The organism is Salinimicrobium aquimaris (assembly GCF_035607535.1).
Taxonomy (GTDB): Bacteria; Bacteroidota; Bacteroidia; order Flavobacteriales; family Flavobacteriaceae; genus Salinimicrobium.
Window position 1 is genome coordinate 190,113 of the sequence record NZ_JAYDZX010000001.1, and the last position, 11,960, is coordinate 202,072.

The following is an 11,960-nucleotide window of genomic DNA, read 5'->3' on the forward strand; positions in this document are numbered from 1 at the left end:
CATGAGAACATTAGGAAAGAAGACCTGGGTAATTGCCGAAGGTTACATTCCCGAGTACGGTACGGGAAAAGAACCCGAATTTACAAGCCACGAAACGGCATGCATCCTTAATACCTCAAATCAAAATGCAGAGGTGGAGCTAACTATCTTTTTTTCAGATAAAGATCCGGTTGGTCCATATAAAGTAACAGTAGAGGCTCAGCGCACCAAACACTTAAGGTTCAATGACCTTAAGGATCCCGAGCCCGTTCCTTTGGGAACAGATTATGCCTGTGTCATTGAATCTTCTGTACCTGTAGTAGTACAGCATACAAGACTGGATTCAAGGCAGGCCGAAAATGCTATTTTAACCACCATAGCTTATTCGGAATAAATGGAGATCTTCAGCAACTGGAGCGGGAGCATGACCTTTACTCCCGGAAAAATTTGCACCCCCGAGAGTGAGGAGCAGGTCTGTGAGCTGGTCAAAAAAGCAACTTTTGAAGGTAAAAAACTAAGAGTAGTGGGTGCGGGTCATTCCTCTTCTCCCTTAATAAGAACAGATGATTACCTACTTTCGATGAAGCACTTTCGCGGAGTTGAGGCTCCCGACCTTCAACATCATCGTGCCATTGTGCCTACAGGCATGACGGTAAAAGAGGCCGGAAAAGACCTTTTTCGCTATGGCCTTGCCATGCACAACACCGGAGATGTTGATGTGCAAACTCTCGCCGGAGCCATTGGCACGGGGACCCACGGAACAGGGGTGGAGCTGCCCAATCTTTCGGCTATGTTATATGGAGTGAGGATGGTGACAGGTACAGGTGAGATCGTGGAATTCGATCGCAGTACAGATGAAGACACTATGCAGGCCCTGCAGGTTTCTATGGGTAGCTGCGGAATTTTTCTCAAAATGAAGCTTCAGCTGGAACCGGTTTACCAGTTGTTTAGAAGGGAGTATTGTGTCTCTTTTAAAAACTGCATGGATCACCTGGAGGATCTAGAAAAGAACCGGAATTTCGATTTCTACTGGTATCCCCGTACCGACCTGTGCAAGATTAGGATCATGAACAAAGAAAAGGAAAAGATGCCCGAAATTGGCTATGGCTCCCTTGAACTGGAAAGGGAAGGGCCAAGTCATGAGATCCTTCCGCGGTCGCGGCATATCAAATTTGACGAAATGGAATATGTGTTGCCTCAGGAAAAAGCTATAGATTGCTTTCTTGAAGTGCGGCAGCAGGTAAAGGAAAATTTCAGGAGGGACGTGGCGTGGAGATTATTGATTCGTACGATCAGGAAAGATGATGCTTTAATAAGTCCTATGAGTGAAAGGGAATCGGTGACGATTTCCCTGCATCACAACGCCGGGCTCAGGTTCTGGAATTATTTCAAGGCGATCGAGCCCATTTTTCTGAAGTATGAAGGCAGGCCGCACTGGGGAAAGAAGCATACGCTAAAGGCGGCGCAACTAAAGGAGATGTATACGCATTGGAATAAATTTCAGCAGACCCGCCAAAAATTTGATCCCGAAGAGACATTTTTGACGTCCTACATGCACGAACTTTTTATAGCCTAATCATGAGAAAGATAGGAAAACTCGACTGGGCTTTTTCCGGCGGAAGGATTCCTTTTGAATCTACCGGCGAGGAGCCTAAATTTAACAGTCACGACAAAATTGCTGTCTTAAACACTTCCGGAGAGACCGCAGAAATTGAGATCTTTATTTTCTATGAAGGTCGAGAGCCTGTGGGCACTTTCGAAGTGGAGATCAAGGCTCAAAGACTCCGGAAGATAAGGATCAATGATCTTATCGATCCTGAAGCTGTTAGGCTGGACAGGAATTACGGCTGTTATATTCGCTCAAATGTGCCGGTAGTGATCCAGTTCAGCAGGATGCACACCGGGCAGAATGCCAACGCGATAATGGGAACAATGGCGTTTCCTGCGGACTAAATAGGGAAATAAATGTTAGGATTTTTACTGGCTTTTGGAACCGCAGTTTCTGAAGCTTTAAAAGACATTACCAGTAAACATAATCTTCACCATGTTGATGAATACACGGCTGCATTTGCGATGCACCTGGTGCAGAGTCTTTTGTTGATCCCCGTCGTTTACTTCACCGGTATGGAGGTGCTAAGCACTCGTTTTCTCTGGACTTTGCTTGCGAGTTCACTATTGCAGTTAACGGTTATCCTCCTCTATTTCAAAGCAATCAAGCGATCGGAGATCTCTGTCACTTTGCCGCTTATTACCTTAACGCCGCTGTTTATGCTCATCACATCTCCAATAATGGTGGGAGAATTTCCTAATGCGCTGGGGTTAACAGGAATTGTTCTCATTGTTATAGGTACTTATATTTCCAATATCAGTGAGGACCCAAAAAAGATATTTGAACCCTTTGTTTCCCTGGGTAAGAATCAGGGAGCACGGTATATGTTTGGAGTAGCATTTATTTGGAGTATAACGGCTAACCTGGACAAGATAGGAGTAGAGGAGACCTCCCCGGTCTTCTGGGCTTTTACAAAAGACTTCACTATTCTCCTTTATTTAATTCCAATTTTGATCTGGAAATCCAAAAAGCCTTTGCTACAGATAAGGAACCGCAAAGGGCCGCTATTTATGGTGGGATTTTTTAGAACTACCAGTGTACTGGCACATATGTTTGCCCTTCAACTTATCCTCGTGCCTTATGTAATCACCATAAAAAGGTCGAGTGCCGTTTTTATCATTCTGTATGCCTTTTTCTTCCTGAATGAAAAGAAGAATTTCCGGAACAGGATGATTGGCATAAGCATTAACCTTATTGGTCTATTTATTATTGCTATTTCCTGATATTTCCAAGGAAAGTTCCTAGTTTTATGAAAAACTACCAATGCGTCATTTGTCTTTTATAGTTATTGCTGTGTTTTGTGTGCTTAGTGCACAATCCTGTAGAAATTCAGAGATAACAGAAGATAAGAAATCAACAGCCCTTTCAAAAAGTGAGGAAATGAAGACGATGATCGTAGGTACTTATACTAAGAAAGAAGGCCATGTAGATGGCCAGGCCGATGGTATAATTGCCCTGAAGGTAGATCCTCAAACTGGTAAAATTCCTTCTCAGCACACCGTTGCACAGGTTGTTAATCCCTCTTTCGTGAAGGTTTCTAAAAATGGCAAATTTCTGTTTGCCGTGAGTGAATTAGGTAGTGGCGATGCACCAAGCGGATATTTCTATTCCTTTGAGATCCTGAAAAATGATTCATTAAAGAAGATCTCCCGTCTTAGTACCGAAGGTTTTGCGCCTGCCCATATAGCACTGGATCAAACCGGGAAATATGCCTTTGTCTCAAATTATATGGGTGGGGTGGTGATGGTTTATGCTATAAATGAAAATGGTTCTTTAAAGAAACAGCAACGGGTCGATCTTGAAGATCCTGAAAAATCCCATGCGCATTCGGTGACAATTTCCCCCGACAATTCGCAAGCGTATATAGCTGATCTTGGCAATGACAAAATCTGGATCTACAACTTTGATGCTGAAAAAGGAATTTTGTCACCCCATGATCAAGTCTTTGAAGCTCTCGAAAGTGGCTCCGGACCCAGACATTTTACTATTGCCGGAAATGGAAAAACAGCATATTCGGTCAATGAGCTCAACAGTACTGTCAGCGTTTTTGAAATCCTGGAAAATGGTGGATTAAAAGTTCAGCAGTATATTTCAACCCTTCCTGAAGTATTTTCAGGAAAGAATTCCACAGCAGATATACATCTGCATCCTTCCGGAGATTTCTTATATGTTTCCAACAGAGGTCACAATTCCATAACAGCTTTTAAAGTAGATAAAAACGGAATGCTGTCGGTGTTAGGGCATTTTTCGACGCAGGGAGAAACTCCGAGGAATTTTGTTCTCTCGCCATCGGGAGATTGGTTGTACGTTGCCAATCAGGATTCGAATAGTATTGTGCTTTTCAAGGTTGATGAGGCCACAGGAAATCTGGATCAAAAGGCTCCTCCTTACGAGGTCAAAACTCCGGTGTGCCTGGAGTTTCAATAACTTATCTTTTGCTAATAATTTTTTCGTACAACAGGAAATTTTAGATCCAGGTGTCGAAAAAAAGATTAATTTAATCTAACTAAACCCCTGGTAATGAGAAGTAAAATCATCTCTGCAATCGGAGCCGGAGCGCTTTTTTTGGTTTTAGGTTGTGGCACTACCTCTGGCACACGCACCATGACCTCCATTGAACGGGAAGCCGTAGATGTGCCTGCACGTTTTGAAGCTCCTGCAGGAGTGGATAGTAGCGGTAAGGCATGTAAAAGTCCCTTGACCGATCCCCGAAACGGAACAAAGATCATCCTGAAAACTTCTTTTTCGGAAGGGATGGGGGATTATGTTGTTCCTGCCGGGATGTATGGAGTAGGAGACAGGGAGTTGTTGAGAATTAATTGTGCTACAGGAGAGGTGGTAGGAGTCGTTAGAAGATAACTACCACCCCTGTAGCAGAATATCTATTGTTCTTCTATAATAAAGAAACCGTCATTTCCCTGGGATTGGTAGAGAGGCATAAAGATATATGCATCCCATTCACTCCTAATTTCCCGGCCATTACTTGTCGCAAGTAACTGGCCTTTTTTGATCTTCTGGAAATTTTTAAATCCAGGTTCCATCTTAAAATTATCACCTTTTTTGATCTCATGTCTGTAGATGATCTCAAAGGTTTTTTGTGAAGGGGCGTTCTTTTCTGTGAAATGCTCCACACACTCGGGATAGCAGGAAACCTGCTCTACATCCAGTCCATTGGCCTGCTTAAGGGCCAGCCAGATCATGCCTTCATGATTTTCTACAGAAGCGTGGCTGGTGTGCTGCCCGGCTTCAAAAACAAATCCGGTGAGGCCTGTGCGGCTCATGTAATGATCAATGGCTCCATAGACTATGTCGCTAAATCCCCTTACGATATAGGTTGGAAATTTGTGAGCCCAGCTGTCATTGTCGTTTACATCCTGTACCGAAATGTATGGAAGACTGTCTGACGAGGTTGTGTGACAGTCAAGAAAATAGCGTTTGGTATAATCTTCCTTAGAATACTTTTCCAGGATCTCGATGATCTCATGCATTTCCCTTTGTTCCTGGGTTTCGGGATCATTGTTATTTACATTATCCTCTGTCCAGGTACGGTTGAGATCTTCGTCAATATACCTTTTGCCTTTGTCAAGTGCGGCCTTATTTCCCATCAACCCAACGATCCTTCCATTGATCACGGGCTTTGTCTTTTCCAATTCTGCAAAGACCTTTTTTAGAGCTTTTACTCCGCTCGGTTCATTTCCATGAACTCCCGCAGTTACAAAGAGTAAGGGTCCTTTTTTTTCACTGGAGTAGTCTCCTATAATTCTTGAATTCTCTTTCATCATAATAATTTCTGAAGTTAGGCCATGGTGGCCAGTACCTGGTTTGAGATCTGGCCTTTGTACATCTTCTTGTATTCCACTTTCTTTTCTATTGCATCAATCACAACATCCGAAAAATCGGGCAGTCCTATTTCTCCGAAGTGATCCAGACCTCCCGGGCTGAGTACATTGATCTCGATGAGCTTATCCTTCACGATATCAAGACCAACAAAGAATAATCCGTCTCTTATCAGCTTTGGAGCCGTGATCTCGATGATCTTTTTCATTTCATCTGTAAGCGGACTCTTATCCCCGGTTCCTCCCTGATTGAAGTTACTGCGGAATTCCCCTTCCCCTGTAACTCTTTTTATGATCCCGTAGTTACCATCCTTTTCCATTACCCGCCCATTCATGAGCAGTACCCTTACATCGCCTTCCTTGGCTGCAGGCAAGTATTCCTGGGCAATAATATATCCCTGGGCAGTAAGGTTTTCAATGATCTGGTTAAGGTTCTTTTCATTCTTGTCGATGAGATAGACATCTCTTCCTCCCGAACCTTCCAGGGGTTTAAGGACCATTTTTTTCTTGTGGTTCTCAAAGAATTCAAGCACATCCTCTTTTTTGCGGGTGATAATAGAATAAGGCTTGATATTAGGTGGAAGTTCTTCGAAATATAACTTGTCAATAAATGCATTGGACAGAGCATAGGCATCATTCAAGACTAAAACCCCTTCCTGTTGTACCATACGACCAAAAGCTACCCCGGCTTGTTCTGCCCATTGCCGGGAGGATCCTTCTTCTGTAGGATTGTTCCGGATAAACAGTACATCAAGGTCTGTGGCAACGATCCTCTCTTTCCTGGCTTTATCACTTTGCAGCAGCTCAAGATATTCCGCAGGAGTTTTTGCCTCAAGCTTCTTAGGAACATAGGTGGAGTCTATACAAAGCTCCTTGTCCTGTTCAAAGAAAAAATCACCTACGCCCATGGCATAGACGTCGTGCTTTCGTTTTCTTGCTTCCTGCATGAGGAAAACCGTAGTACCACAAGTTTCGGTTTCTACATTATTGACTACAAAACATATTTTCATTCATTTCTACTTTAAGGGATCTCTCCCGAATTAATACTATTTTTTCAAATGATTGTGCTATTCCATGGTAGCAAGCTCCCGGTTGGAAATTCCAGAACCGTAAAGCTTTTTGTATTCTATTTTTCTTTCTATGGCATCGATAATCACATCAGAAAAGTTATCTACGCCAATTTTATCCAGACCGTCGAGTCCTCCGGGACTAAGAACATTGATCTCAATTAGTTTATCCTTTACAACATCAAGTCCTACAAAGAAATGTCCGTCTCTTTTAAGCTTTGGACCCACGATTTTGACGATCTTCCGGATACCTTCGGTAAGTTCACTGGTCTCCGGAGTTGCTCCCTGAGATATATTACTCCGGAATTCGCCTTCCCCGCTTACTCTTTTAATGATACCGTACTTTTCACCTTTTTGAAGGATCTTTCCGTTGAGAAGTAGGACACGCACATCACCTTCCTTGGCGGCAGGTAAAAATTGCTGAGCTATGATATAACCCTGGGAAGAAAGATTTTCAATGATCTGGTTGAGATTCTTTTCATTCTTATCAATAAGATAAACCCCTCTGCCACCCGAGCCTTCTAAAGGTTTAAGGATCATTTTCTTTTTATGAGCTTCAAAAAAATCAAGGATTTCCTGCTTATCTCTGGTGATAAGAGAAGCCGGCTTTACGCTGGCCGGTAGTTCTTCAAAATATAACTTATCAATAAAGGCATTTGAAAGGGCAAAAGCATCGTTAAGTACAAGTACCCCTTCCTTTTGGACCATTCGGCCAAAAGCGACTCCGGCCTGTTCTGCCCAGTGCCGGCCGGTGCTTTCTTCGGTAGGATTGTTCCTAATGAACAGCACATCCAGATCCTTTGCTACTATTTTTAATTTTTTGGCCTTTTCCCCCTGAAGGATCTCAAGGTACTCTTCGGGAGTTTCAGGTTTTGAATTCGCCGGCAGGGAAGTACTTATGATGCTTAACGCCTCATTTTGTGTAAAACTGAAGTCTCCAACTCCCATAAGAAAAACTTCGTGCTTTCTCTTCCAGGCTTCGTACATCATGTAAACTGTAGTACCTGCGCCTTCAGATGCTACACTGTTAACAACAAAACATATTTTCATGTAGTGATCAATTGTGAAAGAGGAATTCCCTCCCTGATTTTATTTAGTTTGTTCTTTGTCTCTTCTGTATTCAAATATCTTGGGCTGAGCTTAACAGGGGAGAGCACCCGTCGCTCCTGTAATTCATTAATTATTGGCATGTGCTCAAGGGAGAACTTTCCGGTAAGCAGGGGAGCCAATTCTCCTCCTTCCTGTAAGTGTTCCTTGAGTTGTACCAGTCCTTTTAAGTACGAGATGTCCTTTGTAAAGCCTCCACCCTGCATTATTCGTGAGGTAATATTAAACGCCCTCTGCGGGGTAAAGCCATAATCCTTGTAAAGAAGCCGGAATATTTCCTGGAAATTTGCTCCGTGCATCCTGGCAGAAGCTGCAACAACCCTTCCTGCAAGCGTGCGCATACGGTTTGCTGTAAGTCCGCCTACGAGGTATTCCGATAGTACAGCAAGACCTTCCTGCAGTGTATCATAATCTGTTAAACCTATAGACAGTAATCGCAGAGGCTGTTGTCTTCCGTTGTAATAGGTAAGGATATGGGTTCCAATCTCATGCTGTATCAATGCCCTTGTTTCGCTGGCATTAAGTTTATAGTCGCTGGGCAAATAGAGTTCCCCGCGGGAAACCATAAGGATATTCACATCATCGCGCACATGGACCTTGCTGGAGAAATTCCTGTCCTGTTCTCTGAAATAATCAAACTCCCGATTGGCCAGGGCTTTAAAATCCTCTGCTTTCATGATACTTTCGAAGTCCTGATCTTCTTTTTCCTTCACCTCCCGAAGGACCGTTTCTGCCTCTCTTTGCAGGTCATTGCTTATTTTTCCGAACAGCATCATGCTGTTATAGAAAAAACTGTCTGAACCTCTGTCTGTCAGCATACTTATCTGCAGGTCCAGTTCCTCCCGCTTTTGCCTGAAAATATAGGAGAGGGCAGGATCATCAACATCCTCGAGTGGCAGGTTGTAGAGCTTTCTCTTTAATACATCTGGATCAAAAGGGAGAAGCCTGTAATGATAGTTGAGCACCTTTTCAAAATTACTCTCAAAAAAGGCATCTTTGATGTGTCTTATGTTGGCCGGCGAAACCAGCCACAGGAATTGATAAGAGGTCTCGATCTCAGAAAGCTGCCGGTCGATCTCTATGACCTTTTCCTGCAGGTTCTTTTGACCGAGGGCCCGGTAGCTTTTTACTCCGCTTGAAGTCTGAATTCTAATGAACTGGAAAATGGTCTTGTGAAGTGCTACAACAAAATCATCTTTAAAGCTTCTGAAGAAGACCGGGTAGTCCTCACCCTCTTCGCTGCGATAAACGGGAGGTACTTCAACGCCTATAAGCAAACATCCCGCATCCTTCAACTGGGCTAATTCCAGAAGTGGCGGCTCACTTTCGGGTTGGCGCTTCACAGTATCTTCAACCTCTGTAGGTTCGAGATGCAGGGCGTGATAGCCTGAATTTAAATTATCCAGTTCCTTTTGAAATTCCTTTATTGTAGTAGATAATTTCTCTGCCGGACCTTTGATCTTAAAACTCCGGCTCTTTTGATCTCCTGCAAATACTTCGATAATCAAAAAAGATTTGAACTTGGAAGACATAGCTTCACTCAAAGAGAACATTAGTCGCTGGTAACCTTCAAAGTCCCTGTTACCTATAATAAGGAAAGATGCCTCACTTAGAATCAGGCGTACTGTGGCCCTGTCAATCGCATCTTCATCATCACCATCAAGATTCCTGTAGACCACCAGGTAAGGAAGTTCATCGCTCATATGCAGATAACCACCTCCGGGTAGATGTTTCTCAATTTCGCATTCTTCCTGAAGCTCTTCTATGATCTTTTCAATGGAGGTTTCACCAAGGGGTTGTGATTCTTTGGATGTGCTTACTTCCATAAAATTTTTATGCTTTTTTAGAATTCCTCAAACCCGCAAAAAAGGCTTGAAAGTCCTGTAAAAAGGCTCTTTAGTAAATTTAACCGATTCAAGAGTTTTTGAAGAATTCTACCCCTGCAATTAGCTGAAGTTTAGGAAAGATTTAATAGTACTTTTGGATATGAGGTAAGGACAATCTCTGTCTTCAAAGGCTTTATTCAATGGTCAAAAAAGGTGAGGATTCAATTCTCAAAAAAAGCTTTTTTCGCTAACCTTCTGAAGTTGTAAAACTTAGCAGAAACTATCCAATAAATTATTTTTTTTGCTTGTCCTTTTTAAAAACCTCATTATATTTGCACCGCTTTAATGGTCGCGTAGCTCAGTTGGATAGAGCATCTGCCTTCTAAGCAGACGGTCAGAGGTTCGAATCCTCTCGCGATCACATCAAGTACAAAACCACGTCCCGAAGGGCGTGGTTTTTTTGTTTCACGAAAACCTGAAGTGAAGCTTCAAAGGTTGAAGTGGAACAAAAATAACCGCGGCGCGAGCCGGGGTTTTGGATTTGCAGGAGTGCATCGTATATGGAATTCAAATCCTCTCGCGATCACCTTTTTAAAGGTAATTAATGATAATCAGAAAGTTACCTTTTTTGTGATACAACATTTGACACAGTATTTTTTTTGATACAACCGCACCTTTTTCTGGTTTATTATTAAAAAGTAAGTTCTTCTTCAGTTTAAATATAAATTTTATAGAAAAAAAATAAAATTGTGCGAATATCTAAATATAAGTTCGAATCCGGACGTGATCGAAGCCATTTGTGGACTGTGAAGAAAAATTACTTTTTCAAGTACGAAATTTATAAGTGGTAACCCTTAAAAAAAAAGCCGTTCAAAGGAACCGCTTTTTTAAAAGGATTTAGTCGCGTTTTTATCTCAATCTCTTGGGTTATATTCTAGACCTCTTTTTAGTTTTTGATTAAAACCCGAAAGGGGCTCATCGTCATCCTCTGGAAAGTCAAACGAAGTTTGACCGTACAACTGATTAAATTTATCCATAAAATCATCCCAGTTCCTTGATATCTTCATTAAAGTGATTACCGATACTAGTTGATTTTGTAAATGATGATTACCAATTTCAGGAGTTAAAGATTGGAAAAAACGAGCTGTGTAATTACCACTCTCGCTTTTTGGTGTTTTTGTTTTCAATTCTTCCAAGACCCCAGGGGGTAACTGTTTATAAATTAAACTGTTTGTCCAGTGCCCCACAACTCCTGGTCTTTTGTTAATAGTTTTAGCAGTATAATCCCACCCCTTCAGTCTAAAAATTTGCTTATAAAATTCATCCGGGAAGGTTTTGGACCACGGCAATAATTCTGCGGAAATATAATTTTTGAGTATCTTTTGGAGTTCATCTCTTTCTCTCTCATACTGATAACCTGTCGCCTCATCGACAAGTGCTGTAATACCGACTTTAGATAAGGAAATAAGTAAAATTTCACTAGCTCTGGCTAATGGTAATTGCTGCCTTACCAATGAACCGCTTTGCCTTGCATCTAAATAAACCTTGCATAATCGGGGCAAAATTTCAGCGTTAAAACCTTCAGTTAAGTTCCCACTTTTAGACTTGTACTCTATCATTTCGAGCACTTCTTCTAAACCTTCATCAATAAATGGCTGGAGGTTTTTGGCATCCACAAAAGCTGGTCTATTGAGCACCCTTACATCATCCTTCGCTCTACCTCTTTTTGTTCTTCCAAATGCTTTAAATACAGCAGATTGAGTAATTACTCTTGTCCCGTCTTCTAAAACAGCGACATTTAACTCGGCGTCACCTATTTTTAGCTTCCCTTCGTGAGTAGCTTTTAACTTTCTAGCCATTTATTAATTGTTTTATAGGTTAATCTTCTTTAATTATAACAAGAGTAAGGTTCAATCTTCCGCTTTTAGAACCGTTTCTGATATCCAAATATGAACTCAACTATATAAAAGTGTTGTCCAATTCAAGTCCATTACCGGATTGCTTCTCATCATTTAAACTAAAACAGTTTCTAATTCTCTGAAGCATGAACCAAGCTGACTTCTGAGTAATGTCTAAATCTCTACCTAACTGAAGTGAAGAAAAATCTTTTTTATGAGAAGTAACAATCCAGATAGCTAAGAACCATTTTTGAAGTGGCATTTTAGTGTTGTCAAAAATGGTGTTTGTTTTAACATTGAAGTACTTTCCAGTATTTTTACACTTATAGCGGTTTCCTTTGCAATTATACACCCTAGAATCAGCATCAAAAGGACTTTTTACCTTGCCCTTCCAACGAAGATTTTCAAGGTGATCTATACAAGACTGTTCGTCTGGAAAAGCTTTGATCAGATTTGAAATTGATTTTACTTCGTTGTTAAACATGGTATGTGCTATACTTAATTATCAAATATAAGAAGTTTTTTACACTAAAACTAAGTTCAGTGTAAAAAACCACTAAAAATATTGTTCAGAGTAGGGAGGCATTCAAATTTTATGACGTACTTTCACACGAGAAGGTTATGACCTTCATTGAAAT

At 41.5% G+C, this 11,960-nt stretch carries 12 protein-coding genes and 1 tRNA gene; 7 read left to right on the plus strand and 6 right to left on the minus strand.

The genetic code is table 11. The annotated features are described in order from the left end of the window. Nucleotide 1: 1 nt before the first annotated feature. The 6 genes from VR862_RS00860 to VR862_RS00885 all read left to right on the plus strand — a co-directional run bounded on the left by VR862_RS00860 (nucleotide 2) and on the right by VR862_RS00885 (nucleotide 4,447). Nucleotides 2-373 (plus strand): sensory rhodopsin transducer, encoded by a 372-nt coding sequence (locus VR862_RS00860; protein ID WP_324719044.1) that lies wholly within the window; start codon nucleotides 2-4, stop codon nucleotides 371-373. Continuing rightward, entirely contained in the window at nucleotides 374-1,555 is a 1,182-nt protein-coding gene (locus VR862_RS00865; RefSeq protein ID WP_324719045.1) for a D-arabinono-1,4-lactone oxidase, read from the plus strand. It abuts the gene before it with no gap. Between the two features lie 2 nt (nucleotides 1,556-1,557). Then, nucleotides 1,558-1,932 carry a sensory rhodopsin transducer gene (locus VR862_RS00870; protein WP_324719046.1) on the plus strand — a complete coding sequence of 125 codons (375 nt, stop codon included), beginning with the start codon at nucleotides 1,558-1,560 and terminating at the stop codon, nucleotides 1,930-1,932. 12 nt (nucleotides 1,933-1,944) lie between these two features. Continuing rightward, a complete protein-coding gene (locus VR862_RS00875; protein WP_324719048.1) occupies nucleotides 1,945-2,811 on the plus strand; it encodes an EamA family transporter in 867 nt (288 codons plus the stop codon). A gap of 157 nt (nucleotides 2,812-2,968) precedes the next feature. Further along, nucleotides 2,969-4,015, plus strand: coding sequence for a lactonase family protein (locus VR862_RS00880; protein WP_324719049.1), 1,047 nt, complete (start codon nucleotides 2,969-2,971; stop codon nucleotides 4,013-4,015). Between the two features lie 93 nt (nucleotides 4,016-4,108). Beyond that, nucleotides 4,109-4,447, plus strand: coding sequence for a hypothetical protein (locus VR862_RS00885; RefSeq protein WP_324719050.1), 339 nt, complete (start codon nucleotides 4,109-4,111; stop codon nucleotides 4,445-4,447). Between the two features lie 23 nt (nucleotides 4,448-4,470). Here the strand turns inward: VR862_RS00885 and VR862_RS00890 are convergent, their stop codons facing one another. The 4 genes from VR862_RS00890 to VR862_RS00905 are packed head-to-tail and all read right to left on the minus strand — an operon-like array spanning nucleotide 4,471 to nucleotide 9,424. Then, nucleotides 4,471-5,370: a succinylglutamate desuccinylase/aspartoacylase domain-containing protein gene (locus VR862_RS00890; RefSeq protein WP_324719051.1), complete on the minus strand. Its 900-nt coding sequence runs from the start codon at nucleotides 5,368-5,370 to the stop codon at nucleotides 4,471-4,473. Nucleotides 5,371-5,384: 14 nt separating this feature from the next. Then, nucleotides 5,385-6,434, minus strand: a complete 1,050-nt coding sequence (locus tag VR862_RS00895) for a glutathione synthetase (RefSeq protein WP_324719052.1) — start codon at nucleotides 6,432-6,434, stop codon at nucleotides 5,385-5,387. A 57-nt stretch (nucleotides 6,435-6,491) separates the two neighbouring features. Then, entirely contained in the window at nucleotides 6,492-7,541 is a 1,050-nt protein-coding gene (locus tag VR862_RS00900) for a glutathione synthetase (protein WP_324719053.1), read from the minus strand. Further along, a complete protein-coding gene (locus tag VR862_RS00905) occupies nucleotides 7,538-9,424 on the minus strand; it encodes a peptidase MATCAP family protein (protein ID WP_324719054.1) in 1,887 nt (628 codons plus the stop codon). Before VR862_RS00905 ends, VR862_RS00900 begins: the two co-directional genes overlap by 4 nt. Nucleotides 9,425-9,771: 347 nt before the next feature. Between VR862_RS00905 and VR862_RS00910 the strand changes: the two genes are divergently transcribed. Next, nucleotides 9,772-9,845 (plus strand) — tRNA-Arg (locus VR862_RS00910). A 493-nt stretch (nucleotides 9,846-10,338) separates the two neighbouring features. On the opposite strand, the gene VR862_RS00915 is transcribed toward VR862_RS00910, so the two are convergent. Together VR862_RS00915 and VR862_RS00920 are read right to left on the minus strand one after the other, a co-directional pair. Then, entirely contained in the window at nucleotides 10,339-11,283 is a 945-nt protein-coding gene (locus VR862_RS00915; protein WP_324719055.1) for a P63C domain-containing protein, read from the minus strand. Nucleotides 11,284-11,383: 100 nt separating this feature from the next. Further along, on the minus strand, nucleotides 11,384-11,806 hold the full coding sequence (locus VR862_RS00920) for a hypothetical protein (RefSeq protein ID WP_324719056.1): 423 nt from the start codon (nucleotides 11,804-11,806) through the stop codon (nucleotides 11,384-11,386). Between the last annotated feature and the right edge of the window lie 154 nt (nucleotides 11,807-11,960).

Bases quoted from the DNA above. Each gene is read 5' to 3' on its own strand.
- VR862_RS00860 (WP_324719044.1), top strand. From the start codon at position 2: ATGAGAACATTAGGAAAGAAGACCTGGGTAATTGCCGAAGGTTACATT.
- VR862_RS00865 (WP_324719045.1), top strand. From the start codon at position 374: ATGGAGATCTTCAGCAACTGGAGCGGGAGCATGACCTTTACTCCCGGA.
- VR862_RS00870 (WP_324719046.1), top strand. From the start codon at position 1,558: ATGAGAAAGATAGGAAAACTCGACTGGGCTTTTTCCGGCGGAAGGATT.
- VR862_RS00875 (WP_324719048.1), top strand. From the start codon at position 1,945: ATGTTAGGATTTTTACTGGCTTTTGGAACCGCAGTTTCTGAAGCTTTA.
- VR862_RS00880 (WP_324719049.1), top strand. From the start codon at position 2,969: ATGAAGACGATGATCGTAGGTACTTATACTAAGAAAGAAGGCCATGTA.
- VR862_RS00885 (WP_324719050.1), top strand. From the start codon at position 4,109: ATGAGAAGTAAAATCATCTCTGCAATCGGAGCCGGAGCGCTTTTTTTG.
- VR862_RS00890 (WP_324719051.1), bottom strand. From the start codon at position 5,370: ATGATGAAAGAGAATTCAAGAATTATAGGAGACTACTCCAGTGAAAAA.
- VR862_RS00895 (WP_324719052.1), bottom strand. From the start codon at position 6,434: ATGAAAATATGTTTTGTAGTCAATAATGTAGAAACCGAAACTTGTGGT.
- VR862_RS00900 (WP_324719053.1), bottom strand. From the start codon at position 7,541: ATGAAAATATGTTTTGTTGTTAACAGTGTAGCATCTGAAGGCGCAGGT.
- VR862_RS00905 (WP_324719054.1), bottom strand. From the start codon at position 9,424: ATGGAAGTAAGCACATCCAAAGAATCACAACCCCTTGGTGAAACCTCC.
- VR862_RS00915 (WP_324719055.1), bottom strand. From the start codon at position 11,283: ATGGCTAGAAAGTTAAAAGCTACTCACGAAGGGAAGCTAAAAATAGGT.
- VR862_RS00920 (WP_324719056.1), bottom strand. From the start codon at position 11,806: ATGTTTAACAACGAAGTAAAATCAATTTCAAATCTGATCAAAGCTTTT.